Here is a 23,569-nt window from a genome sequence, read left to right as displayed (position 1 = left end):
CCGTTGCGAGGTTGGCCCGTCCGAGCGGGACAGGCCAACCTCGCTGGGTCTACGCCTCGTCGAGCAGGTGGTCGCGGAGCGCGGCGAGCTGCTCGTCGGTCACCCCGGCGTGCCGGAGGTACGCCTCGATCGACCCGTGCCCGGCCCGCAGCTCGTCGAGGAAGATCTGCATCGCCTCGGCGGGGGAGGCCAGGAACGGTGCCGGTACGTCCACCCCGCCCGGGGTGACGGTGGCCAGCCAAGCGCTGTACCGGGCGGAGGCCTCGCTGCTGAGCGCGTAGTCCGCGGTGATGTCCGCGTCGTCGACGCCGAGCACGGCGAGGGTCAACGCGCAGACGATGCCGGTGCGGTCCTTGCCCGCGACGCAGTGCACCACCACCGGGGCGTTGGCGGAGTCGGCGATCAGCCCGACCGCCTCGGCCAGCCCGGCGGTGCCGGTCTGGGCCAGGTCGGCGTAACGGTCGGCGAGGTACCGGGCGAGGCTGGCGCCCTCCTCGTGCGGCGTACCCGACCAGTCGTCGTGCTCCGGGTGGATGTGCCGGTAGGTCAGCCCTTGGTAGGCCGGCACCCGGCCGTCGCGCTCCACCTCGCTGGGACGGCGCAGGTCGATCACGGTGCGGACGCCGATCGCGGCGAACGCGTCCCGGTCCTGCTCCGTGAGGCGGTGCAGCGAGTCGGAGCGGTAGAGGCGGCCCCGGCGTACGGACCGGTCGCCGTGGCCGAGGTAGCCACCGACGTCGCGGAAGTTGAAGGTGGCCGGGAGGGAGATCTGGCGGCTGTCGTCGATGGCGTCCACGCTCACACGGTAACGGCCGGTGGGTCAGTGCCCCACCGGCCGTCGAGCCGAACCGTCAACGTGCCGTGCCAGGCGGAAGGGCGCCGTACGTCTCGTCGTAGTAGCCACCCAGCCGATCCCGGTAGCTCGGGTCGCTGTGGCTGGTCTCGTCGTACTCCGGGGCGGCCTTGATCTGGTCCCGGGTGCGGTCGACGGAGACGGTGCGCTGGTCGTGGTCGACCTGGTTGACGGTGCCGGCCGGCAGCATCACCTTCTTGCCGAAGATCCACGGGCCGGTGTCCACGACCAGGTAGCTGCCGTCCACCTCGTGGCTGGCGCTGTCGATCTTGCCGACTCCGCCGTCGGTGGCCTCGACCTTGTAGCCGACCAGGTCGGCGTCGGCCACCCCGGCGTGATCCCGGTAGCGCCAGGGGTCGAAGGTGCCGGCGGGCGCACCGCCGGGCACCGCGCCCTGGTCGCCGCCGTGCAGCGGGTCCGGCCCGGCGTGGGTGGCGTGCGGATCGATCCTGTCCATGCCGTTCACTCCTGACTGTCGCCGATCGTCGCGGCGTCGGTGGGTGCGTTCCCCCACGGGAGCTACCCGGCTGTCGGGGGATGGAAACGGCGGGAGCACTGCGGTGCTCAGGCGGAGGGTGCGGCTTTCAGGCCAGGGCCGCCTCGGCGTCCAGGGTGACCGCTGCGGCGTGCACCACGGCGGAGATCCGCAGTGCCTCGTGCACCTGCACTCCGGTGAAGCCGCGGTCGCGCAGCGACTTCTCGTGCAACTCCAGGCACACCCCGCAGCCGGCGATGGCCGACACGGCGAGGCACCACAACGTGAAGTCGCCCTTGTCCACGCCGGGTCGGGCGACGACCCGCATTCGCAGCCGGGCCGGCATCGAGGCGTACCCCTCGTCAGCAATGAGGTGCTTGGCCCGGTAGTAGACGTTGGTCATCGCCATGATCGCGGCGGCGGCCTTGGCTGCCTCGACACCCTCCGGCCCGAGGTGCCCGAGCGCCTCGGCGGCGACCTCCCGCAGCACCACCGGGTTCCGGGCCGTCACCGCGCACGCCAGCGCGGCACCCCAGGCCTGCGCCGGGGTCAACAGCGAGGTGCCGATGGTGGTGTCCAGGTTGAGCGCGATGTCCCGGGCGTACTCGGGGAGGGCCGCCCTGATCGCGTCCAGGCCCACGGTCAGACCCCGGTGATCTCCGCCGGGCCGACGACTGTGACGTCGATCGACCCGACGAAGACCCCACGCCACTTGCCCTCGTGGGACGCGTGGTTGATCGTCGTGGACGCGTTGGTGACGTCCAGCGATACCCAGGCGGTGAGGCTGTGCTCAGGTAAGCGGTTACTGACGGTGAGCACAGGTCCTCCTTGCCGATGGCGCGGTGGCCATCATCGGATCCGTTGACGATGCTTCCCCACCGCTGTTCACGCCGGTGAGCGGCCTGGTGGCTTGTGAAGCCGATCACGAGCGGCCGTTCGCACTGAACGAACCCTCAGTAATCATCCCGCCATGTGGATTGTTCCTCCCAAATCCGGGACGGGGTGGCAGAGTTGCGGTCGTGACCAGCACCCACCTGATTATTGCGACCTAGCGCGCCGGCCCCCCTCCGCCGAGCGCGCAGACCTCCCGCATCCGCGGGGGGTCTTTTTGTTGCTCCGAGAAAGGATCCTGATGACGTTCCAGGTCTACGACACGACGTTGCGCGACGGCGCCCAGCGCGAGGGACTCACCTACTCGGTGGTCGACAAGCTGGCGGTGGCCCGGCTGCTCGACGAGTTCGGTGTCGGCTTCATCGAGGGCGGCTGGCCGGGCGCGGTGCCGAAGGACACCGAGTTCTTCCGCCGGGCGCGTACCGAGCTGGACCTGCGGCACGCCGTGCTCGTCGCGTTCGGCGCCACCCGTAAGGCAGGCGTCGCCGTCGCCGACGATCCCCAGGTGCAGGCCCTGCTCGACGCGCAGACCCCGGCGGTGGCGCTGGTCGCCAAGGCCGACACCCGGCACGTCGAGCGCGCACTGCGCACCACCGGCGCGGAGAACCTCGCGATGATCCACGACACCGTCAGCCACCTGGTCCGCGAGGGTCGGCGGGTCTTCGTCGACGGCGAACACTTCTTCGACGGTTACCGGCACGACCCCGCGTACGGGGCGGCGGTGGTGCAGACCGCGCTCGCCGCCGGCGCCGAGCGGATGGTGCTCTGCGACACCAACGGCGGCATGCTGCCGTCCCAGGTGACCGCCGTGATCGCCGACCTGACCGACAGGCTGGGCATCGACGCCGGGCTGCTCGGCATGCACGCCCAGAACGACACCTCCTGCGCGGTGGCCAACACGATCGCCGCCGTGGAGGCGGGCGTCCGCCACGTACAGGGCACCGCCAACGGGTACGGCGAACGCCCCGGCAACGCCGACATCTTCGCGGTCGTCGCCAACCTCCAACTCAAGCTGGGTCTGACCGTCCTACCGGACGGCTGCCTGGCGCAGATGGTGCGGGTCTCGCACGCCATCGCCGAGATCGCCAACATCGCCCCCGACACCCACCAGGCATACGTCGGGGCTGCCGCCTTCGCCCACAAGGCGGGGCTGCACGCGAGCGCGATCAAGGTCGACCCGTTGCTCTACAACCACGTCGACCCGTCGGTGGTGGGCAACGACATGCGGATCCTGATCACCGAGATGGCCGGTCGGGCCAGCGTCGAGCTGAAGAGCCGTGAGCTCGGCCTGGACCTGGCCGGCAGTCCCGAGGCGCTGACCCGGGTCACCAAGCGGGTCAAGGAACTGGAGGCGGGTGGTTGGTCGTTCGAGGCCGCGGACGCCTCCTTCGAGCTGCTGGTCCGCTCCGAGCTGCCGGAGGGCGGCCCGGCCCGACCGTTCACACTGGAGTCGTACCGGGTGCTGGTCGAGCACCGCGAGGACGGCGCGGTGGTCTCCGAGGCGACCGTCAAGATCCGGGTACGCGGTGAGCGGGTGATCGCCACCGCCGAGGGCAACGGCCCGGTCAACGCCCTCGACGAGGCGCTGCGGGTGGGCTTGGCCCGGCACTACCCCCAGCTGCGCGACTTCGAGCTGGCCGACTACAAGGTGCGCATCCTGGAGGGCAGCCACGGCACCGGCGCGGTGACCCGGGTGCTGCTGGAGACCGCGAACGGCGGCGGCCGGGACTGGACCACGGTGGGTGTGCATCCGAACGTGGTCGAGGCCAGCTGGCACGCCCTGGTGGACGCCCTCACCTACGGCCTAGCCCCCACTTCCGTCTAACCGTCCACCCCACCCCCGCCCCTCGCCCGCAACCGCCCTCGTTCAGTCGATCGTGGAGTTGTGGTGGGTACAAAAGGGCCTTCTATTCGCAAAGCACCCGCCACAACTCCATGGTCGACGAGAGCAAGGGGGCGGGTCGGGGGTTAGGGGTGGGGGAGGGTGAGGGTCGTCAGGACGGGACGGTGGTCGCTGCCGGGCAGGGTGAGCACCTTCATCGCGCGGACCGCTATGCGCCTGTCGACGAGCACGTGGTCGATGACGACCGGTGGGATGAGGTCGCCGTCGTACGGGCCCCACGTGCCGGTCAGGCCCTCCCCGGTGGCGTCGGCGGCGTCGACGTAGCCGGTGCTCAGTAGGGCCCGCAGCGGGCCGTGGTCGAGGGTGGCGTTGAAGTCGCCGGCGAGAATTTGCAGGCCACCGTCCGGGGTGGCCGGTGGTTGCGCCTTCAGGTCGGCACGCCACGCGCCGACCTGGTCCACCGCGTACGGCGCCGACGGGTGGGCCGACTCGACACGTACCGGGGGTGCGCCGGGGACGGCAACCGTGCCGTACGCCTGGGTGAAGCCCCAGCCGTTGCGGTTGTGCCGGAGTCCGACGTCGGTCAGCGGCCACCGCGAGTAGAGCCCCGAGCCGGGTGTGCCGATCTCCGCGTTGAGCTGCCGGTGCGGTAGCAGCCGGTCGAGGCCGAGCTGATCCAGAGACGCCTGCGCCTGCGGTGTGAACTCCTGCACGGTGAGCACGTCCACCTCGTACCGCCGGACCAGCTCGACGAGTGTCCGCGCGTCACCGGCGCCGGCGAGCAGGTTCGCGGTGAGCAGCCGCACTGTCGGCCCGCCCGCCTCCGGCTGCGGCGAGGCCAGCGCCCGTGGCGTGACGACGCCGAGCAGTGCCACCGCCGCCAGGGCCGCGAGAGCCGCCGGCCACCAGCGCCGCATGGCGAGCGCGAGGCCCAGGGCGAGCACGCTGAAGCCGGTGACGTACGGCGTGAAGGCGAGCGCCTGCACCAGCGGTCCGCGGTCCAGGCCGATCAGCCGGAGGGCGGCCCAGAGGGCGGGCGGGACGGCCACCAGCCAGCAGAGCACCGTGCCGAGCCGAGCGCCGCGGTGCCGCCTCGACATCGGTGCGGGTGTGGGCGCAGCGTCCACGATCATGGCGGTGATCATAGCGGTGGTACGCCCGGGGCTATTTCGTGAATGGCGCAGCGCTCACTTTTCACAATTTCCTGACGGCTGATTGACAGCTCGGCAAAGTGAGATCAACTATTGACTCCCGGCTTTTTTCGGTGCTACGTTCCATCTGGCTCAAACGACGCAACTCTGAGTAGTAATACCAGCTCAGAGGGGGTGTGAATTGTTGAGGATTCGACCTCATCGAGGGTAGGTGAAAAGCTTTCCTTCGCCCTGCCGCCGTCGCCTCGCCTATTAGTGGGCAGTCATCCGTCCCGCCCCGCGGGTCGGCCGAATTCACCCGGTCACACAAGGGGGACCTGTCATGAGCTCATTCTTCCGACGTAAGGCGGCAGCGGTCACATTCGCTGTCCTGGCGCTCAGCCTGGCTGGTGGGGGCATCGCTGTCGCCCAACCGTCGGCTAAGGCGCCGCAGGGGGCCGTCCAGCCAGCGGCGCGCGGCACCAACGCCCAGCCGCCGGTGACCGCCGAGTCGGCCCGGACGGCGAAGGCCGCCCTGAAGGCGGGCGCTGCCACCACCCTGGTGGCCACCAACGTCTTCACCGTCGTCAACGCCAACGGCACCAAGGCGCGCGGCACCGGCACCGTGATCAAGTACGGCACCGGCCAGTACGAGGTGGTGTTCGGCTACACCGTCTCGGCGGGTGCCTTCCTGGCCACCATCTCGCGGTCCGACGCCTGCTGCATCCCGCCGGGTGGCGAGGTGTCGGTCGCTCCGCGGCTGAGCACGCCCAACGCGGTCTTCGTGCAGACCCGCAACTCGGCCGGCACCCCGGCTGACCTGGGCTTCACTCTCCTCACCCACACTCCCTGACGGAACCGAACCGGCATCCGGCCCCCACGCCTCGTGCGTGGGGGCCGGACCGTTTCGATCGACTCGGCTTCCCGGACTCCGGGTGTTCCCCTCACGGGCGTCCCCGTCGTCGTGAAGCCGAGTCGATCGGGCGTTCTCGCCCGGCTCGCGCCGGTCGTCACCCTTCCGCGCAGTTCATCCCCGTTCGGGCCACCCAGGGTCCTCCCGGGCCGCACAATCCGACGTTTGCCGGGCACCTGCCCGGGAAGCAAGCACCGTGACGGACATCTCGGACACCCTGGCCAGCATGCCCAGCGCGGTCGAACCCGAGCCGACCGGCGTCGAGCTGGAACAGACCCTCTTCGAGGTCAAACGCGTGATCGTCGGGCAGGATCGCCTCGTCGAACGCCTGCTCACCGCACTGGTCGCCAACGGGCACTGCCTCCTGGAGGGGGTCCCCGGCGTGGCCAAGACACTGGCCGCGCAGACCCTCGCCACAGTGGTCGGTGGCACCTTCTCGCGGATCCAGTTCACCCCGGACCTGGTCCCCTCCGACATCGTCGGCACCCGGATCTACCGGGCCTCGAAGGAGACCTTCGACATCGAACTGGGCCCGATCATGGCCAACCTGGTACTGGCCGACGAGATCAACCGCGCCCCGGCGAAGGTCCAGTCGGCGCTGCTGGAGGCGATGGCCGAACGGCAGGTGTCGATCGGTGGACGAAGTTGGCCCGTCCCGGCGCCGTTCCTGGTCCTGGCCACCCAGAACCCGATCGAGTCCGAGGGGGTGTACCAGCTCCCGGAGGCACAGCGCGACCGGTTCCTGATGAAGGTGGTGGTCGACTACCCGAGCGACGCCGACGAACTCGCCATCCTCTACCGGATGAGCACCGACCGGCCGACCCCGCGCCAGGTGCTCGACGCCGAACGACTGCGGGACCTCCAGGCCCACGCGGAGAGGGTCTTCGTCCACCACGCCCTGGCCGAGTACGTGGTGCGGCTGATCCTCGCCACCCGTGACCCGGGCCGGTTCGGGCTACCGGAGATCGCCCCGCTGCTGGCGTACGGGGCCAGCCCTCGGGCCACCCTGGGCCTGGTCGCGGCCGCCCGAGCACAGGCCCTGCTGCGTGGACGGGAGTACGTGCTGCCCGAGGACATCCGGGAACTCGCCGTCGACGTCCTCGCCCACCGACTGGTGCTCTCCTTCGACGCGGTCGCCGACGGGGTGTCGGCCGAGAGCGTGGTGCGCCGGCTGGTCGAGGCGGTGCCACCACCTCGGCTGGGCCACGGGCAGCAACAGCAGGCACCGGACCTGGCGGCGGCATGAGACGAGCGCACGTCGCGCCGGCCGTCGCGCCGGCCGACCCCGGCCTGGCCGAGCTGGCCCCCGACCAGCGGTTGCGTCGCCTGGAACTGACCGTCACGCGCCGACTGAACGGTCTGCTGCACGGCCAGTACCGGGGCCTCCTGCCCGGCCCCGGCAGCGAACCCGCCGGCAGCCGCGAATACCGGCCGGGCGAGGACGAGGTACGCCGGATGGACTGGGCGGTGACCGCACGTACGACAGTGCCACACGTCCGGCAGGTCGACGCCGACCGTGAACTCACCACCTGGCTGCTCGTCGACGGCAGCGCCAGCATGGAGTTCGGCACCGCCGAACTGGACAAGCGGGAGCTCGCGGTGGCCGCCGTCGCGGCGGTCGGCTTCCTGACCGCGGGCGTCGGCAACCGCCTCGGAGCCCAGGTGCTGCGTGCCGACGGGGTACGGCGCTTCCCGGCCCGCAGCGGACGTACCCATCTGCTTGCTCTGCTCCGCACGCTGCTCGCCGCCCCGCGTGCCACCGCACCCGCCGACCGGGCGGGGCGCGGGCCCGCGGTGGGCCTGCCGGACCTGGCCGACGGACTCGACGCCGTCCACCGGATCGCCAACCGGCGCGGCCTGGTCGTGGTCGTCTCCGACTTCCTCGACGGGCTGCCCGACGACCCCGACCAGCAGGCGCCCTGGGAGCGGACGCTGCGCCGGTTGGCCGCCCGGCACCAGGTGCTGGCTATCGAGGTGACCGACCCGCGTGAGCTGGAGTTACCGGACGTCGGCCTGATCACGCTCATCGACCCGGAGACCGGCCGCTGCCGGGAGGTGTCCACATCAGATCGTCGGCTGCGCGAGCGGTACGCCCAGGCCGCCGCCGCGCAACGCGAGCAGGTCCAGAGGGCGTTGCGCCGCAGTGGGGCGACGCACCTGCCGCTGCGCACCGACGGTGACTGGAGCGCGGACATCGTCCGGCACGTGCACGCCCAGCGTCGGCTCGCCGCCGCGCCGGCCGGTCAACGACGGGGAGGTGCCGCGTGATCTGGGAGTCACCGCTGCGGCTCTGGCTGCTGCTCGGTGTGCTCGCCCTGGTCGTCGCGTACCTGGTGGTGCAGCGGCGGCGGAGCCGGTACGCCGTCCGATTCACCAACCTGCGGTTGCTGGACCGGGTTGCGCCGGAGCGACCCGCCTGGCGTCGACACGTACCGGCCGGGCTGTTCCTGGCCATGCTGGCGCTGCTCGTGGTCGGGTTCGCCCGACCCAGCGCCGAGGTCCGGGTGCCGCGGGAACGCGCCACGGTGATGGTGGCGGTGGACGTCTCCACCTCGATGCTCGCCACCGACGTGGACCCGGACCGGTTGGCCGCCGCCAAACAGGCGGCCCGGCGCTTCGTGGAGGGCCTGCCCGACGAGTTCAACGTGGGACTTGTCGCGTTCGCGGGCAGCGCGGCGGTGCTGGTGCCACCGAGCACCGACCGGGATGCCCTCGACGAAGGGATCGGGCGGCTCGCCGAGGGCATCACAGGTGTGCAGGGCACCGCGATCGGCGAGGCGATCAACACGTCCCTCGGTGCGGTCAAGAGCCTGGACAGCGAAGCCGCGAAAGAGCCGCCACCGGCCCGGATCATCCTGCTCTCCGACGGCGCGAACACCTCCGGAATGGATCCGATGGAGGCGGCGGCGGAGGCGGTGACGGCGGAGGTGCCGGTGCACGCCATCTCGTTCGGCACACCGTCGGGGTTCGTGGACCGCGGCGGACGCCCCATCCAGGTGCCGGTCGACGGGCAGACCCTCAAGGCGGTCGCCGAGGAGACCGGCGGCATGTTCCACGAGGCCAGCACCTCCGACGAGCTGCGCGCCGTCTACGACGACATCGGCAGCTCGGTCGGCTACCGCACCGAACGGCAGGACGTCTCGGCCCGGTTCATCGGCCTCGGACTGGTGTTCGCCATGGGTGCCGCCGCCGGCTCGATGCGCTGGTTCTCCCGACTGCCCTGATCGCCGCACCACCGACGTCGACCGTGAGGAGTACGCATGGCAGTGCAGACCGGACTGGGCGAACCGCGCGGCCCCTGGTTCATCTCGCCGGAACTCGGACCCGAGGGGCGCGGCTGGTGGGAGCCGCCCGAGCGGGAACCGGGCGGGCGGCGGGCCCGACGGCTGCTCGCCGCGCTGGCCGTGGTGGCGATCTCCACGGTGTCGGGTGCCGTCGCCGGTGGCGTGGTCGCCGGCCAGTACGGGGATCCCGGCGCGTCCGCCGCGTCCGCCGCCCCGGTGCCGGCCGAACTGGTCACGGCGGCCGAACGGACCGTACCCGGGGTGGTGTCGGTGCTGGCCGGCGGTACGACGGCCGGTTCCGCGAGCGCTGGATCCGTCAACGGCGGTTCCGCCACCGGCTCCGGATTCGCCGTCGACGACCAGCAGCATCTAATCACCAACGACCACATCCTGGCCAAGGGCGGTGGCGGGCCGGTGACGGTGGAGCTGCCCGACGGCCGCCGCTTCGCCGCCGAGGTGGTCGGACGGGAGCCCCGCAGCGACCTGGCGGTGTTGAAGGTTCCGGCATCGGCCGGTCTGACCCCGTTGCCCCTGGCCAAACCGGGTGCGACCCGCGTCGGCGAGCCGGTCCTCGCGGTGGGTTCGCCGCTCGGTCTCGCCGGGACGGTCACCGCGGGCATCGTCAGCGCTCTGGACCGTGAGGTGCGACTGGGCAACAACCGGCACACCGCCGTGCAGACCGACGCGTCCATCAACCCCGGAAACTCCGGTGGGCCCCTCGTCAACGCCCGCGGTGAGGTCGTCGGGGTGAACACCGCCATCGCCACCATCGACGGCAACGGGTCGATCGGCATCGGGTTCGCCATCCCGATCGACCAGGTGCAGCAGACCGCCGACACGATCATCGGCAAGGGTGGCTGAGCTGCCCGGACGGCCTCCAGTGTCAGATATCCGGCCGCACAGCATCGGGCCATGGAAATATTACGGTCGGTATGGATACTGGCGGAGGTGGAGCGTCCTCTTCTCGCGGTCCTCCTGCTGGTGGGCCTGTTCATCGGATGTGCAGTGGGGTCGGCGTACGCCCGGGCACGACGCGGGTGGAACGATTACCAGACCGTCAAGAAATCGGTGCCGGGCGCCCGTCGAGGCGCCTGGTTGCTGATCCGTGGTGTCGCCGTCAAGGCCGGGGTGATCGCCCTGCTCCTCTTCGGCGCGGTGGCGTATGCGGCCGTCGGCTCGGACGAGGAAACCGCCGGGCCCGCACCCGGCCATTCCCCGACACAGAGTGAGCCTCCGCGCCGCTAGGCCTGACCACCATCCCCGATGTTGTGCCGATCTTGGGGACGGGTGGCCGGCTTCGCCGTATAGCCTCAGGGCGTGGACGACGGACTGCGGGTGACCGACCGGTGGGTCGTCCCCGCCGGGGAGCTGCGGGAGCGCTTCTCCCGTTCCTCGGGGCCGGGAGGGCAGGGGGTCAACACCGCGGACTCCCGGGTCGAGCTGAGCTACGACCTGGCCAACTCGCCGGCCGTGCCCGAGTCGCTGCGGTCGCGGGCGTTGGCGCGCCTGGCCAACCGCCTGGTCGACGGGGTGTTGACGATCGCCGCCAGCGAGCACCGGGCCCAACTGGCCAACCGGGAGGCGGCCCGGGAACGGATGACCGCCCTGCTGCGGGAGGCCGCCGCGCCCCCACCGCCGGCCCGTCGGGCGACCCGCCCGTCCCGTGGGGCCAAGGAACGCCGGCTGGCCGAGAAGAAGCGCCAGTCCCAGCGCAAGCGCGACCGCCGCGCCGACAGCGACTGACCCCTGCCCCGCTCATGGAGCGGACGTTCCAGGCCAGGGTCGACGCGATCGAGGGCGGCAGTCGCGCTGGTCGACGGGCAACCGACAATTGGCGCGCTAGTCGGCCGGGACGGCGGCGAGCAGCCGGGCGCGCAGAACAGCGCCCCGGTCCGCGAAGGCGCGTTGTGCCGCCGCGTACTCCGCCCGACCCTCCGGGGTCTCCACCCGCACCGGCGGGTAGCCGAGTGCCGCCAGGTCGTACGGGCTTGCCCGCATGTCCAGTGTGCGGATCTCCGTGGCCAGCTCGAACGCGTCGGCCACCAGCTCCGAGCCGACCAGCGGGGACAGCTTGTACGCCCACTTGTACAGGTCCATGTTGGCGTGCAGGCACCCCGGCTGTTCGAGGGCGTGCTGCGTCTCCCGCGTCGGGGTGAGCAGGTTCAACGGTCGGGCCGGCGCCGTGAAGAACCGGAAGGCGTCGAAGTGGCTGCACCGCACGCCCCGCTCCTCGACGACAGCGGCGGTCCGCTCCGCGCTCAGTCGCAGTGGCCAGGCGTTGTGCCGTAGCTCCGCCTGGGTCTGCCGGTAGACCATCGCCCACTCGTGCATCCCGAAGCAGCCGAGGTGTGGCGCCCGCCCGCTGGTGGCCGCCAGCAGGGAACGGATCCAGACGATCGACTCGCCGCGCCGTGCGCGTACCGCATCGGTGTCGAGGGTGACCCCGGCGGCGGTGGCGCGGTAGTCCCGGCCGAACTCGGCCGGATCGGCGCCGTGCAGCTCGACCCCGGCCCCCGGATGCCAGCGACGGAGCTGGGCCGGGCGGTGCGAGTAGTAGGTGAACAGGAAGTCGGCCACCGGATGCCGCTCGCCGCGCCGGCGGCGGGCCAGGTGCGGCGTCAGCCAGACGTCCATCCGCTCCTCGTGAGCCCGCCGGCGGGCCTGCCACTCCGCCGCGTCGAGCACGGCGGGAGCGAGGGCGGCGGTCACGCATCCCAGGGTACGACCGCCGCCCGCGCGCCCGGTCAGGGCATCTGCACCCGAACCCCGGCGGAGAACACTCCGCTGCGCAACTCCAACTGCTGGGGCGGATCCCGGCCGTCGACGGTGAAGACCAGCGGGAGCACCATCCGGGTACCCGCCGCCATCGGGTCCGCGAAGACGTCCCGACCCAGGTTGGCCGCCCTGGTTGCCGGCTCGTCGGTGCTCACCCAACGCCCACCGGGCAGGTACGCCCGTTGCAGCTGACCGTGCCAGGGCTGGTGGTCGCCGGTGACGTTGCGCACGCCCACGGTGGCCTGGCAGCGTCGGCCGTTGGCCGGTGCCGCACCGCCGTCGGTCCCCCCGGCGGAGCCGGGCGCGCCACACGCCATCCGGTACACGGTGAACTCGAACGCCGACTCCCGCAGCGGCACGCCCACCGGTCCGGCGACCCCGGTGCCCATCCACGCGCCGCTGGTCGGCTGCTTCTGCGTGTCGATCTGCGAGACCTGCCGGGTCGCCGTCCACCCGGCGGTGCCGACGACGCCCGCCAGCACCGCGACGGCGGCGCCCACCAACAACCAGACCGGTGGAGTACGCCGGCGCCGCGTCGGCTTCGGAGTCGCCGGCCGCGGGTAGATCGTCCCCCGTCCACCGCCCGGCCCATCGCTGTCGGCCAGCGCGGCGGCCGTCACCCGACGCCCACGCCGACGTCGCCACACCCACACCAGGGCCGCGCTGATCAGCAGCAGGACCGCCAACCCGGCGAGCAGCACCGGGTACCGCCGCCAGGGCGGCGCCTCGGTGACCTCGGCCGGTGGTGCCGCAGCCGCCTTCCAGGTGGCCGTGGCGCAGTCGTACGGCCGGGTGCCGTCGCTGGTGAACGCACACGCCGGGGCGGTCAGTGGTTGGCCGGGCGCGGTCGCGGCGAGTGCCGTGCCCAGCGTGGTGGAGCTGTGCGCCGGCAGCCTCAACCGCCAGGTCACCTCGGTGGCGGAACCGCCGGCCCGGGTGGACCGGCCGCCGCCGCTGATCGCGGTCGGCGACGAGCCGGGCGGCAGTTCCTGGCGCACAGTGGTCTCCACCGGCGCGTTGCCCACGTTGCGGACCTGGATCCGGTACCTCGGTGCCGGGCTGTTCTCCGGCGCGACCGCGACGGTGACCTGCTGCGGCGGCGCCGACGCCGGTGCCCGCGACGGTGGTGCCATCGCCGGCGGCGCCGACGGCGGGGTGGGCTCGGTCACCCGCGCGACCATCGCCACCGGCGGTCGGGTGGCGGCCGGCCCGGGTGGCCCGGTCGTGGACGCCTCCGCCGACGGCCCAGCCGCGCTCGGTCGCGGCGTCGCGGCGCCGGCCGGTGGCGCGGCCGTCGAACGCGGCGCCGCAGCCGTCGGTTGTGGCGTGGCGGCCGGTGGTCGTGGCGTGGCCGCCGCCTCCGGTGCCGCCGCCGGCAGGGCCGGCACGGCGGCGAGGATGCCGAGGCAGTGTACGAACACTGCGAGGGCTCTGTGGTGTCGTGTCGATGCAGGCATACGAACGAACCTCCGGAGCCGACGGTAGGGGCGCGCCGCCTCCGTGCGGGTACGAAGTCCGGAAGACCGCCCCGCTCACCTCCTGCTCCGATAGGGTGCCGCGCGGTGACGGGTTGAGCACACCCGGCGGCCGGTCCTGGTCGGTCGGGGTGCGGGCGGGGCTAGATTGGCTGGGTGCGTATCGCTCGTTTCGCCCATGCCAAGGGAATGTCGTTCGGTGCCGTCGAAGGCGAACCGGAGGCCGGGCCGCAGGGCCTGACCATCGCCGAGATCGAGGGCCACCCGTTCGGCAATCTCTCCTTCAGTGGGGCCCGTTGGGCCCTTTCCGACGTTCGGCTGCTCTCGCCGATCCTGCCCAGCAAGGTCGTCTGCGTCGGCCGCAACTACGCCGACCACGCCGCCGAGCTCGGCAACGAGGTGCCCAAGGAGCCGCTGCTCTTTCTCAAGCCGTCCACCTCGGTGATCGGCCCCCGGGACGCCATCCGACTGCCGATCTTCTCCAAGCAGGTCGAGCACGAGGCGGAACTCGCCGTCGTGATCGGGGCGCCGGGCGCGCGCCGCGCCGACCGGGCCGCCGCCGAACGCGCGATCTTCGGCTACACCTGCGCCAACGACGTCACCGCGCGGGACCTCCAGCGTTCGGACGGGCAGTGGACCCGGGCCAAGGGCTTCGACTCGTTCTGCCCGATCGGTCCGTGGATCACCACCGGTTTGGACGTCTCCGACCTGGAGATCCGCTGTGAGGTGGGTCGCAACCCGGAGGAGATGGAGGTACGCCAGCTCGGCCGGACGAAGGACATGGTCTTCGACGTACCTGGCCTGGTGTCGTACATCTCGCACGTGATGACCCTGCTGCCCGGCGATGTCGTTCTCACCGGCACTCCGGCCGGGGTTAGCCCGCTCGTCGAGGGGGATACGGTCAGCGTGCGGATCGAGGGCATCGGCGAGCTCACCAACCCGGTGGTTCCCGTCGCCTGATTCGTCTGATGCCCCTGTTTCCGCAGCTCACGGGTGGTTCGGGGGGATCGGATTTGGCCTGCCGGCACCGGGAGGGTAAAGTTCACTCCCGGCGCCGCAAGGGGCCAATGGGGTATGGGGTAATTGGCAGCCCGACTGATTCTGGTTCAGTTAGTCTAGGTTCGAGTCCTGGTACCCCAGCGCTGCTGGAATTCGTAAGAATTTCAGACGCTGGATTCTGACGGAGTTCGACTCCGCCCCTGCGGGGGCGGAGAGTGGCCTCCGGTGGAGTGCAGCTCCTCCGCCCGCGTAGGGTGGGGGAGCGAAAGTTGTTCTGGCCCCGTCGTCTAGCGGCCCAGGACGCCGCCCTCTCAAGGCGGTAGCGCCGGTTCGAATCCGGTCGGGGCTACATCGTGCACAGCCCGTCTCACCTGGTGAGGCGGGCTGTTTCGTGTCTGCTGAGGGCGTGCCGGGGCGGCGCCCGGGTGGACCCACCCCGTGCTCGCCCTCGCGGGCGGTGCCGCTAGACTACTGCCGCACCGCCCGCGAGGGTGGTGAACGGAAGAAGTTCTGGCCCCGTCGTCTAGCGGCCCAGGACGCCGCCCTCTCAAGGCGGTAGCGCCGGTTCGAATCCGGTCGGGGCTACAACCAAAAGGCTCGTCTCGCTGTAGCGAGACGAGCCTTTCCCGTTCCCCCCGCCCCTGGCCCCCGCCCCTGGCCCTCCGCCCCTGGCCCCCGGTGATCAAGAGGTTTGCGTCACGACACGCCGCAAGCGGTGACGCAAACCTCTTGATCACCGGAGGCGGCGGAGGTGCCACCGTCGGGGTGCGGGGTGCGCGGGTGCGGGACTAGAGGCCGGACAGGCGTTGGCCTGCTCTGACGACGGCCATGGCGTGGCGTTCGCCGGGGCGGCGGCCCAGGCGCTCGATCGGGCCGGAGATGCTGACCGAGGCGATCACCCGGCCGGTGCGGTCACGGATCGGGGCGGAGACGCTCGCCACACCGGCCTCCCGTTCGGCGACGCTCTGCGCCCAGCCGCGACGGCGTACCTCGGCGAGGGTCCGGCCGGTGAACTTGCTGCGCGGCAGCAACGGCATCACCGCTTCCGGCGGCTCCCAGGCGAGCAGGATCTGGGCGGCGGAGCCGGCCGTCATCGGTAGCACCGAGCCCACCGGAACCGTGTCCCGCAGGCCGCTGGCCCGCTCTGCCGCCGCCACGCAGATCCGCTCGTCCGCGCGGCGCAAATAGAGCTGGGCGCTCTCGCCGGTGGCGTCGCGCAGCGCGGCGAGCAGCGGCTCGGCGGCGGTCAGCAGGACGTCCGGCGCCGCGTTGGCCAGCTCGCCCAGCCGGGGGCCCGGTCGCCATCGGCCCTGGGTGTCCCGGACCAGCATCCGGTGGATCTCCAGGGCCTGCGCCAGCCGGTGTGCGGTGGCTCGGGGCAGCTTGGTGCGTTCAACGAGTTCGGCCAGGCTGGCGCCGTCGACACAGGCGGCCAGGATGACCACCGCCTTGTCGAGAACGCCGACACCGCTCATACTGTGTCCCACAAGCCGAAACTTACCTCCCAGAATTTAGGATGTCCAGATGGTGGGAGTCACTCCTGAGCCGAGGACCCTGGCCGAGAAGGTCTGGGACGCGCACGTCGTACGGTCCGCCGCTGGTGAGCCGGACCTGCTCTTCATCGACCTGCACCTGCTGCACGAGGTGACCAGCCCGCAGGCGTTCGACGGGCTGCGGCTCGCCGGGCGCCGGGTGCGTCGTACCGACCTGACCCTCGCGACCGAGGACCACAACACCCCGACCGGGTACGCCGACCCGGCGTTCCGCCTCCGCCGTGGTGACCTGCTCACCATCGCGGACCCCACGTCGCGTACGCAGATCGAGACGCTGCGCCGTAACTGCGCCGAGTTCGGGGTGCGGCTGCACCCGCTCGGTGACGACAACCAGGGCATCGTGCACGTGATCGGCCCGCAGCTCGGTGTCACCCAGCCGGGCATGACGATCGTGTGCGGCGACTCGCACACCGCCACCCACGGCGCGTTCGGCGCGCTCGCCTTCGGCATCGGCACCAGCGAGGTGGAGCACGTGCTGGCCACCCAGACGCTGCCGCAGAGCCGGCCGAAGACGATGGCCGTGAACGTCACCGGCCGCCTCGCCCCCGGCGTCACCGCCAAGGACCTGGTGCTCGCGCTGATCACCCAGGTCGGCACCGGTGGGGGGCGCGGGCACATCGTCGAGTACCGCGGCGAGGCGATCCGGGCCCTCTCCATGGAGGGGCGGATGACCATCGCCAACATGTCCATCGAGTGGGGCGCCAAGGCCGGCATGATCGCGCCGGACGAGACGACCTTCGCGTACCTCAAGGGTCGCCCGAACGCGCCCCAGGGCGCGGACTGGGACGCGGCGCTGGCGTGGTGGCGGACGCTGCCCACCGACGAGGGCGCGCGCTTCGACGCCGAGGTGACCCTGGACGCCAGCCGGGTCACCCCGTTCGTCACCTGGGGCACCAACCCGGGGCAGGGTGCGCCGCTGAGCGCGCCGGTGCCGGACCCGGAGGAGTTCGTCACCGACTCGGAGCGTGCCGCCGCGCGCCGCGCCCTGGAGTACATGGACCTGCGTCCCGGCACCCCGCTGCGGGAGCTGCCGATCGACGTGGTGTTCGTCGGCTCCTGCACCAACGGGCGTCTGGAGGACCTGCGGGCCGCCGCCGACGTGCTCCGTGGTCACCGGGTCGCCGACGGCGTGCGGATGCTCGTGGTGCCCGGTTCCGCCGCCGTGCGGGAGGCCGCCGAGGCCGAGGGGCTGGACAAGGTCTTCGCCGACGCCGGGGCGGAGTGGCGGTTCGCCGGCTGCTCCATGTGCCTGGGGATGAACCCGGACACGCTGAAGCCGGGCGAGCGTTCCGCCTCCACCTCGAACCGCAACTTCGAGGGCCGTCAGGGCCGGGGTGGGCGTACCCACCTGGTTTCCCCGCCGGTCGCCGCCGCCACCGCCGTGGCCGGCCGGCTGGCCGCCCCCGCCGACCTGTAGAAGGGACTCCAGGAGATGGACAAGTTCACCACGCACACCGGCACCGCCGTGCCGCTGCGCCGGTCCAACGTGGATACCGACCAGATCATCCCCGCGGTGTACCTCAAGCGGGTGACCCGGACGGGCTTCGCCGACGGGCTGTTCAGCGCCTGGCGGGAAGACCCGGCATTCGTGCTCAACGATCAACGCTATTCCGGGGCGTCGATCCTCATCACCGGCCCGGAGTTCGGCACCGGCTCCTCCCGGGAACACGCCGTGTGGGCACTGCGGGACTGGGGCTTCCGCGCGGTGGTGGCGCCCCGCTTCGGCGACATCTTCCGGGGCAACGCCCTCAAGGAGGGCCTGTTGCCGGTCGAGTTGGAATTGAAAGCCGTCGAAGAGTTGTGGGATCTGGTCGAGTCGGATCCGACCACTCCGGTGACCGTCGACCTGACCGCCCGGCAGCTCCGGGCGGGGGAGGCCAGCTGGTCGTTCCCGCTGGACGACTTCAGCCGGTGGCGTTTGCTGGAGGGTCTGGATGACATTGGACTAACCCTCCGGCACGCCGCTGACATCGACTCGTACGAGGCGCGCCGACTGCCGTTCCTGCCCTCCGTGGCATAGCCGTACGGCCGCTCACACAGCGAATTTCACCCCCATCGGTCCAACCGGTGGGGGTGAATCCGTTGCGACACAAGGGCTTTTTTCTACCGAATGTTTGTGTCTAGGCAGCACAGGGCATAACGTGCGCGCAGAATGGCTCGCGTCGAGTCAGTTGCACAATCGGGAGGAAGTCGTGAACAAGGCCGAGCTCATCGAGGCGCTCGCCGTTCGCCTGGGGGACCGGAAGATGGCGACGGCCGCGCTCGACGCGGTCCTCACCGAGGTCCAGGCGGCGGTCACCAAGGGCGAGAAGGTGGCGATCACCGGATTCGGAGCATTCGAAAAGCGTGTGCGTGGCGCGCGAACAGCGCGCAACCCGCGTACCGGCGAGGCGGTGAAGGTCAAGAAGACGTCAGTCCCGACCTTCCGCCCCGGCGCCGGGTTCAAGGAGATGGTGGCCAGCGGCAAGGTGCCGAAGGCCACGGTGGCGACGAAGAAGGCCACCACGAGCACCGCCACGGCCAAGACGGCCGGCACCAAGGCGGCGGGAGCCAAGGCGACCGGCACGAAGGCGGCGGGCACCAAGGCGACCGCGGCCAAGACGGCTGCCAGCAAGAAGACCGCCCCGGCCAAGGCGAGCAAGACCGCCACGGCGACCAAGACGGCCGCCAGCAAGAAGACCGCCCCGGCCAAGGCGAGCAAGAGCACCACGGCGACCAAGACGGCCGCCAGCAAGAAGACGACCGCGGCGAAGAAGACCACCGCGGCGACCAAGTCGACCGCGGCGAAGAAGACCACGGCGGCGGCGAGCAAGAGCACGGCGGCAAAGAAGGCGCCGGCGAAGAAGGCTCCGGCCAAGAAGGCGGCCAGCAAGCGCTGACCGACCCACTGCGAAAGGGCGTCCACCCGTTGGTGGGCGCCCTTTCGGCGTACGCGGACCGTTGACCCGCCTGGTCCCCTCGCGCAGAATCGCCGTGCCGGCCCCCCTCCGCCGGCCCGTCGACGGGAAATGGGGCGCCGGTGCGCTATCGCCAGCTCACCACCGGGACGCTCGCGCTGGGCGTCGTCCTCCTCATCGACGTGCTGCGGGTCTGGTTGCCCGGCATCATCACCATCTTCGGTCAGGCGGCGTCCACCCCGGCCGAGTTGATGGGCGCGTTCGCCCTCGGCTGGTTCGTGCTCGCGCTGGGCGCGCCCGCTGTGGTCCGCCGGGTCGGTGCCCGTCCGGTCGTGGTGGTCGCCGCCGTCGCCCTCGCCCTCGCCCGGCTCGCACTCACCGCCGCGCCGGGCGGGCGTACGCAGCTCTGGCTGGCCACCGCCGGGTTGCTCGCCGGGCTGGTCTGGCTGGTCGGCGTCGCCGCCGACACCGACCGTCCGGTTCCGGGGCTGGCGTTGGGTTTCGCGGTCAACGCGGCCCTGCACGCGGTGTGGGACACCGTCGACGTGGTCTGGTGGGGCACCTGGGTGGCGTGGTTGTTCAGCTCCGTCGCGGTGCTGCTGTTCCTGCTCGGCACGGCGCAGCCGGTAGCGCGGGCCGGTGCCGGTGCTGATGACGGTGGCGGGCGGGCCGGTGCCGGTGGCGCGCGGGCCTGGCTGTTGGCCGGTCCGGCGCTGCTGCTGGCCGGAATGGTGGCACTCTCCCCGGCGCTGGCCCGGACCGGGATGTCGTATCTGTTCGCCGGGGACGGTGTGGCGGGCTCGCCGTTGTTCGGCCTGGCGCCGGTGCCGGTGGCGGTCGCCGCGTTCCTGGTCAGCGCGTCGACCAGGCCGCGCCGGGGGTGGGGCCGCGCGTACGGGCCGGTGGCGTTGCTGGTGGGCGCGCTGCTGTTCGCCGGTGACCGGGGCGACCTGCTCGTCCCGGCCGTCCTGCTGGCCGCCGTCGGTCTCGGTGCTTGCCTCGCGCTGACCGACGACGCCGACCGCCCGGACGAGACGGCGCAGACCGGGCCGACGGGCAGGGAGACCGCGAGGGACGCCACCGACGCGACGGCGGCCCGCCGGGGGTACGCGGTGGCCGTCGGCATGCTGGTCTTCGCGCTGGGGGCGGTCGGGTACTACTCGGCCTACGACCTCGGGTACCCCAACGCGGCGGTGCCCGTGGTGGTGGCCGGTCTGGTCGCGGTCGTGGCGTTCACCGCCCAACCCGTCGTCCAGTGGCTCCCCGGGCCGTTTCCGCCGCTACGGGCTGCCGCTGCGGTCACCGCGTTGGCGCTGCTGGCACCCGTGGTCGCCGACGAGGTTCCGGTGGCCGGCAACCGGGACGGCCCACCGGAGCGGCTCACCGTGGTGGCGTACAACGTCCGGATGGGCTTCGGGTTGGACGGTCGGTTCGACCTGACCGGGCTCACCGAGGTGGTCGAGCGGCAACGCCCCGACGTGGTGCTGCTCAGCGAGGTGGACCGCGCCTGGCTGCTCAACGGTGGGCACGACACCCTCGACGTGGTGGCCGACCGGCTCGGCATGCCGTACGTCTTCGGGCCGGCCGCCGACTCCGTGTGGGGTGACGCCGTGCTCAGCCGTTGGCCGATGGACGACGCGCGGAGCATCCCGCTGCCCGCCGTCGGTGCGCCCACCGGGGCGCAGGCCCTCGGCGTGACGCTGGACCTGAGCGACGGGGTCCGTGTCGCGGTGGTCAGCACCCACCTGCAACCGCCGCCCGGGCAGGGCCCGGTGGTCCAGGCCCGCGCGGTCGCCGACTTCGCCATCCGGTACGCCGCCGGTCGACCGCTGGTGGTGGCGGGCGACATGAACACCGAGCCGGGGGACGAGGCGTTCGGGCAGTTCACGGCCGCCGGTCTGGTCGACGCGTTGGCTGCCGCCCGACCGTTGGCGACCAGCCCCGCCGACGACCCCCGCGAACAGATCGACCACATCTTCGTCTCGCCCGGTCTGACCCCCGGCGACCCGGTCGCGCCCCGCAGCACTGCCAGCGACCACCTGCCGGTCGCTGTGACAGTGGCCCTCCCGCCCCGCTGAGGGGCTCTACAAGCGGTCGGCGGCCAACAGACGGTCGGCGGTGAAGGCGAGCAGCCATCCGCCGCCCTTGGGCGTGCTGAAATCCTCGTCGGTGCGGCCGGTCAGCTGCTCCAGGGCACCCGGCAGCACCTTGCCCTGGCTGCACACCGCGGCCTGGCCGCCGGCGCTGGCCAACTCCAGCAGCCGGGCGGCGGTGGCCAGGATCTGCTCGTCGCTCTGCTGGCCGGGCTGTGGCTCGTCGAGGTCGCCGCAGACCTCGATCGGCAGATCGAGCAGCGCGGCGGCCGGGTCCAGGGTCTGCACACACCGTCGCGGTGACGCCGACACCAACCGGGACGGCCGGATCAGGGCCACCAGCCCGCCCAGCGCGGTCGCCTGGGCCCATCCCTGCGCGTCCAGGGGTCGCCCGACGTCCGGGCCGGACCAGGTGGCCCGCTTGCCGGCGTGCGCGTGCCGGACCAGCGCGACGGTGGCGGTCACCGACGGCAGCGCGGCGAACGCCGCCAGCACCTCGGCGTCGTGGGGGTAGCTGACCAAGCGGATCGCGTCGTCCACAGCGAGCCAGCGGATGTCGTCCACCTCGGTGTCCGGTTGGAAACCCCCGCTCGCGACCGCGAGCATCGACCAGTAGTCGACCAGCTTGGGCTGCCCCTCACTGCGGTACCGCACCGACGGCAGCCGGACCTGCGGCACACCCCGCACGTCGGCCTCCTCGGCCACCTCACGGACGGCCGCCGCCAGGGCGTGCTCGCCCGGCTCCAGCTTGCCCTTCGGCAGCGTCCAGTCGCCGTAGCGGGGGCGGTGCACCACGCAGACGCGGACACCGTCGGCGGTCGGCCGCCAGGCCACCCCACCCGCCGCGCGGATGCCGGTCACGGAAGCCAACTCGTCCGCCGCCGTCGGGTGGCCCGGTGCCAGGCCGCCGGGAAGGACGACCGCATCCGGTGTACGGAGGCGCGTTCCCGCTCGGCGAGCCGACCGGCGGTGACCGCCAGCTCGTGGTCGTCCGGCAGCTCGGCGGCGATCTCCAGCCAGGTGTCCGCCGCGACCGCCGCGTCCTGGTGCTCGCCGAGCACGTCCTGCACGCCGGCCAGGGCACGGGCCAGCCGGCGCGCGCCCTTGCCGACCGTCGGTGCCACCGCGTTGACCGCGTACCGGGCCTGCTTGGCCTCCTTGCGAACGGCGTGCCACCTGTCGTCCGGCGATCGGGCGTCGAGCCCGTCGACACCGTCCGGCCCGGTCAGCCGAGCCCAGGGGCGGGCAACCAACGCGGGTAGCGCCTCCGCCGCCGGCGCGCTCGCCCGGCGGGTGAGCCGGGGCGAGGCGGAGGCCAGCACCAGGGAGTCCACCAGAGCCAGGTAGCGGGGGGTACGCAACGCCTCGTCGATGGCGGCCAGCGCCGATCGCTGCCGTGCGGCGAGCACCTCGTCCAGCCGGTTAACCGCGTCCCCGTCGAGCGGGCTGAGCGGATCCGCCTCGGCGGTGGTGCGCAGCCGGGCGCGCAACACCTCGGCGTCGCGGGCCGCGCCGAGGACACCAGCCAGCCACCGCAACTCGGTGCGCAACGGACGGGACCAGGTCTTGCGGACCAGGGCCTTGAAGGTGCGCAGGTCACTGCGGAGGCGTCGGCAGGCCACCCGCATCTGGTGCACACCGGTGTCGCCGCCGGCTCCCGGAGCGCGTAGTCGGACCAGCGGGTCGTGCGCCAGCAGCCGGCGGATCTCCTTACGGAGCGCCTCGGTCACCACGTCACCCGCTGTCGGCTCGGCGGGCAGCCCGTCCGGCGCGACCAGGTCCGGATCGGCCTGTGCCGCCTCGCCCAGCGCCCGTACGTGCTTCGGGGTGAACGACCCACCCTGGGCGCCGGCCTCGCGCAGCACGGAGCCGATCCGGTCGAGCAGCGCCCGGTCGCCGTCCTTGCGCTCGACCTCCAGCTCCCGGAACGTGTCGGTGGTGGCGCCGGAGTCGTCCAGCACCGTCACCCGGTCGTCCACCACCTCGGCGAGCACCGTGCCCGCCTTGTCGCACACCTCGTACGCGTGCCGGACCGTCCGGACCACAGTCACCGGGGCCAGCGGCGACCCCCGGTGCAGGACGGTGACCAGCTCCACCAGCTCCGGTGGCGGCTGCCCCTTCGGCCCCGGGCGGGAGACCTCGTGCCGGACGCCTGGTGTGCCGGTCGGCAGTTTCACCGTCCAGGGCAGCTCGTCGCCCCGGCGGTGGCGCAGCGAGGCACCGGCTCGGGCCAGCCTGAGGTCGACAGTGTCGAGGTAGCGGGCGACGAGCGTCACCGGTGGCAGCGCCCGGACCCGGCCTCCGGACGGTGCCGTGGCGGCCAGGTCCGGCAGCACGTAGGCATCGTCCACCTCGTACTTCTGCTCCTCCTCGACCATCAACCCAGCC

At 72.2% G+C, this 23,569-nt stretch carries 23 protein-coding genes and 3 tRNA genes; 16 read left to right on the top strand and 10 right to left on the bottom strand.

What is annotated here, in order from left to right; all coding sequences use genetic code 11:
• Positions 1-49 precede the first annotated feature (49 nt).
• From O3438_RS15980 to O3438_RS15965, 4 genes are all read right to left on the bottom strand, one after another.
• Positions 50-796, bottom strand: a complete 747-nt coding sequence (locus O3438_RS15980; protein WP_269680703.1) for a tyrosine-protein phosphatase — start codon at positions 794-796, stop codon at positions 50-52.
• A 55-nt stretch (positions 797-851) separates the two neighbouring features.
• Positions 852-1,310, bottom strand: coding sequence for a PRC-barrel domain containing protein (locus tag O3438_RS15975; protein ID WP_145785144.1), 459 nt, complete (start codon positions 1,308-1,310; stop codon positions 852-854).
• A gap of 127 nt (positions 1,311-1,437) precedes the next feature.
• Entirely contained in the window at positions 1,438-1,968 is a 531-nt protein-coding gene (locus O3438_RS15970; protein WP_269680702.1) for a carboxymuconolactone decarboxylase family protein, read from the bottom strand.
• A 2-nt stretch (positions 1,969-1,970) separates the two neighbouring features.
• The gene (locus O3438_RS15965) at positions 1,971-2,147 is read right to left on the bottom strand and encodes a hypothetical protein (protein WP_269680701.1); all 177 of its coding nucleotides are present in this window, start codon (positions 2,145-2,147) and stop codon (positions 1,971-1,973) included.
• A 313-nt stretch (positions 2,148-2,460) separates the two neighbouring features.
• On the opposite strand from O3438_RS15965, the gene cimA reads away from it, so the two are divergent.
• Positions 2,461-4,044, top strand: a complete 1,584-nt coding sequence (cimA, locus tag O3438_RS15960; RefSeq protein ID WP_269680700.1) for a citramalate synthase — start codon at positions 2,461-2,463, stop codon at positions 4,042-4,044.
• A gap of 143 nt (positions 4,045-4,187) precedes the next feature.
• Here the strand turns inward: cimA and O3438_RS15955 are convergent, their stop codons facing one another.
• Positions 4,188-5,162 (bottom strand): endonuclease/exonuclease/phosphatase family protein, encoded by a 975-nt coding sequence (locus O3438_RS15955; protein WP_269683659.1) that lies wholly within the window; start codon positions 5,160-5,162, stop codon positions 4,188-4,190.
• A gap of 373 nt (positions 5,163-5,535) precedes the next feature.
• On the opposite strand from O3438_RS15955, the gene O3438_RS15950 reads away from it, so the two are divergent.
• From O3438_RS15950 to arfB, 7 genes are all read left to right on the top strand, one after another.
• Positions 5,536-6,045, top strand: a complete 510-nt coding sequence (locus tag O3438_RS15950) for a hypothetical protein (RefSeq protein WP_269680699.1) — start codon at positions 5,536-5,538, stop codon at positions 6,043-6,045.
• 256 nt (positions 6,046-6,301) lie between these two features.
• Positions 6,302-7,351 (top strand): AAA family ATPase, encoded by a 1,050-nt coding sequence (locus O3438_RS15945; RefSeq protein WP_269680698.1) that lies wholly within the window; start codon positions 6,302-6,304, stop codon positions 7,349-7,351.
• Positions 7,348-8,373: a DUF58 domain-containing protein gene (locus O3438_RS15940; protein ID WP_269680697.1), complete on the top strand. Its 1,026-nt coding sequence runs from the start codon at positions 7,348-7,350 to the stop codon at positions 8,371-8,373. The genes O3438_RS15945 and O3438_RS15940 overlap by 4 nt, the downstream gene beginning before the upstream one ends.
• Positions 8,370-9,329: a VWA domain-containing protein gene (locus O3438_RS15935; RefSeq protein ID WP_088991097.1), complete on the top strand. Its 960-nt coding sequence runs from the start codon at positions 8,370-8,372 to the stop codon at positions 9,327-9,329. The genes O3438_RS15940 and O3438_RS15935 overlap by 4 nt, the downstream gene beginning before the upstream one ends.
• A gap of 36 nt (positions 9,330-9,365) precedes the next feature.
• Positions 9,366-10,250 carry a S1C family serine protease gene (locus O3438_RS15930; protein WP_269680696.1) on the top strand — a complete coding sequence of 295 codons (885 nt, stop codon included), beginning with the start codon at positions 9,366-9,368 and terminating at the stop codon, positions 10,248-10,250.
• 87 nt (positions 10,251-10,337) lie between these two features.
• Entirely contained in the window at positions 10,338-10,634 is a 297-nt protein-coding gene (locus O3438_RS15925; RefSeq protein WP_269680695.1) for a hypothetical protein, read from the top strand.
• 72 nt (positions 10,635-10,706) lie between these two features.
• The gene (gene arfB / locus O3438_RS15920; RefSeq protein ID WP_145785134.1) at positions 10,707-11,132 is read left to right on the top strand and encodes an alternative ribosome rescue aminoacyl-tRNA hydrolase ArfB; all 426 of its coding nucleotides are present in this window, start codon (positions 10,707-10,709) and stop codon (positions 11,130-11,132) included.
• A gap of 96 nt (positions 11,133-11,228) precedes the next feature.
• Here the strand turns inward: arfB and O3438_RS15915 are convergent, their stop codons facing one another.
• Together O3438_RS15915 and O3438_RS15910 are read right to left on the bottom strand one after the other, a co-directional pair.
• A complete protein-coding gene (locus tag O3438_RS15915) occupies positions 11,229-12,098 on the bottom strand; it encodes a 3-methyladenine DNA glycosylase (RefSeq protein ID WP_269680694.1) in 870 nt (289 codons plus the stop codon).
• A 35-nt stretch (positions 12,099-12,133) separates the two neighbouring features.
• Entirely contained in the window at positions 12,134-13,621 is a 1,488-nt protein-coding gene (locus O3438_RS15910; protein ID WP_269680693.1) for a hypothetical protein, read from the bottom strand.
• Positions 13,622-13,795: 174 nt separating this feature from the next.
• On the opposite strand from O3438_RS15910, the gene O3438_RS15905 reads away from it, so the two are divergent.
• The 4 genes from O3438_RS15905 to O3438_RS15890 all read left to right on the top strand — a co-directional run bounded on the left by O3438_RS15905 (position 13,796) and on the right by O3438_RS15890 (position 15,223).
• Positions 13,796-14,599, top strand: coding sequence for a fumarylacetoacetate hydrolase family protein (locus O3438_RS15905; RefSeq protein WP_269680692.1), 804 nt, complete (start codon positions 13,796-13,798; stop codon positions 14,597-14,599).
• A 108-nt stretch (positions 14,600-14,707) separates the two neighbouring features.
• Positions 14,708-14,779: transfer RNA gene (locus O3438_RS15900), tRNA-Gln, on the top strand.
• A 135-nt stretch (positions 14,780-14,914) separates the two neighbouring features.
• Positions 14,915-14,987, top strand: a tRNA-Glu gene (locus O3438_RS15895).
• Positions 14,988-15,150: 163 nt separating this feature from the next.
• A tRNA-Glu gene (locus O3438_RS15890) sits at positions 15,151-15,223 on the top strand.
• Positions 15,224-15,426: 203 nt separating this feature from the next.
• Here the strand turns inward: O3438_RS15890 and O3438_RS15885 are convergent.
• Positions 15,427-16,113, bottom strand: a complete 687-nt coding sequence (locus O3438_RS15885) for an IclR family transcriptional regulator (RefSeq protein ID WP_007456408.1) — start codon at positions 16,111-16,113, stop codon at positions 15,427-15,429.
• Between the two features lie 49 nt (positions 16,114-16,162).
• Here O3438_RS15885 and leuC point away from each other — a divergent pair, with 49 nt between their 5' ends.
• The 4 genes from leuC (at position 16,163) to O3438_RS15865 (ending at position 21,166) form a co-directional block, all read left to right on the top strand.
• Positions 16,163-17,608: a 3-isopropylmalate dehydratase large subunit gene (gene leuC / locus O3438_RS15880; RefSeq protein ID WP_269680691.1), complete on the top strand. Its 1,446-nt coding sequence runs from the start codon at positions 16,163-16,165 to the stop codon at positions 17,606-17,608.
• Positions 17,609-17,623: 15 nt separating this feature from the next.
• Positions 17,624-18,211, top strand: a complete 588-nt coding sequence (leuD, locus tag O3438_RS15875) for a 3-isopropylmalate dehydratase small subunit (RefSeq protein WP_269680690.1) — start codon at positions 17,624-17,626, stop codon at positions 18,209-18,211.
• A 172-nt stretch (positions 18,212-18,383) separates the two neighbouring features.
• Entirely contained in the window at positions 18,384-19,070 is a 687-nt protein-coding gene (locus O3438_RS15870) for an HU family DNA-binding protein (protein WP_332367460.1), read from the top strand.
• A 140-nt stretch (positions 19,071-19,210) separates the two neighbouring features.
• Positions 19,211-21,166, top strand: a complete 1,956-nt coding sequence (locus tag O3438_RS15865; protein ID WP_269680688.1) for an endonuclease/exonuclease/phosphatase family protein — start codon at positions 19,211-19,213, stop codon at positions 21,164-21,166.
• Positions 21,167-21,172: 6 nt separating this feature from the next.
• Here O3438_RS15865 and O3438_RS15860 read toward each other — a convergent pair whose 3' ends face one another.
• Together O3438_RS15860 and O3438_RS15855 are read right to left on the bottom strand one after the other, a co-directional pair.
• Entirely contained in the window at positions 21,173-22,051 is an 879-nt protein-coding gene (locus O3438_RS15860; RefSeq protein WP_269680687.1) for an NUDIX hydrolase, read from the bottom strand.
• Entirely contained in the window at positions 22,039-23,559 is a 1,521-nt protein-coding gene (locus tag O3438_RS15855) for a CYTH and CHAD domain-containing protein (protein ID WP_269680686.1), read from the bottom strand. Before O3438_RS15855 ends, O3438_RS15860 begins: the two co-directional genes overlap by 13 nt.
• Positions 23,560-23,569: the final 10 nt, after the last annotated feature.

The organism is Micromonospora sp. WMMC250, assembly GCF_027460215.1.
In the GTDB taxonomy this organism is placed as follows: domain Bacteria; phylum Actinomycetota; class Actinomycetes; order Mycobacteriales; family Micromonosporaceae; genus Micromonospora; species Micromonospora taraxaci.
This window is presented reverse-complemented; position numbering and strand designations above follow the sequence as displayed.

Excerpts from the sequence above, each read along its gene's own strand:
- O3438_RS15975 (WP_145785144.1), bottom strand. The coding sequence starts at position 1,310 with ATGGACAGGATCGATCCGCACGCCACCCACGCCGGGCCGGACCCGCTG.
- cimA (WP_269680700.1), top strand. The coding sequence starts at position 2,461 with ATGACGTTCCAGGTCTACGACACGACGTTGCGCGACGGCGCCCAGCGC.
- O3438_RS15955 (WP_269683659.1), bottom strand. The coding sequence starts at position 5,162 with ATGTCGAGGCGGCACCGCGGCGCTCGGCTCGGCACGGTGCTCTGCTGG.
- O3438_RS15950 (WP_269680699.1), top strand. The coding sequence starts at position 5,536 with ATGAGCTCATTCTTCCGACGTAAGGCGGCAGCGGTCACATTCGCTGTC.
- O3438_RS15940 (WP_269680697.1), top strand. The coding sequence starts at position 7,348 with ATGAGACGAGCGCACGTCGCGCCGGCCGTCGCGCCGGCCGACCCCGGC.
- O3438_RS15930 (WP_269680696.1), top strand. The coding sequence starts at position 9,366 with ATGGCAGTGCAGACCGGACTGGGCGAACCGCGCGGCCCCTGGTTCATC.
- O3438_RS15910 (WP_269680693.1), bottom strand. The coding sequence starts at position 13,621 with ATGCCTGCATCGACACGACACCACAGAGCCCTCGCAGTGTTCGTACAC.
- O3438_RS15885 (WP_007456408.1), bottom strand. The coding sequence starts at position 16,113 with ATGAGCGGTGTCGGCGTTCTCGACAAGGCGGTGGTCATCCTGGCCGCC.
- leuC (WP_269680691.1), top strand. The coding sequence starts at position 16,163 with ATGGTGGGAGTCACTCCTGAGCCGAGGACCCTGGCCGAGAAGGTCTGG.
- leuD (WP_269680690.1), top strand. The coding sequence starts at position 17,624 with ATGGACAAGTTCACCACGCACACCGGCACCGCCGTGCCGCTGCGCCGG.
- O3438_RS15855 (WP_269680686.1), bottom strand. The coding sequence starts at position 23,559 with ATGGTCGAGGAGGAGCAGAAGTACGAGGTGGACGATGCCTACGTGCTG.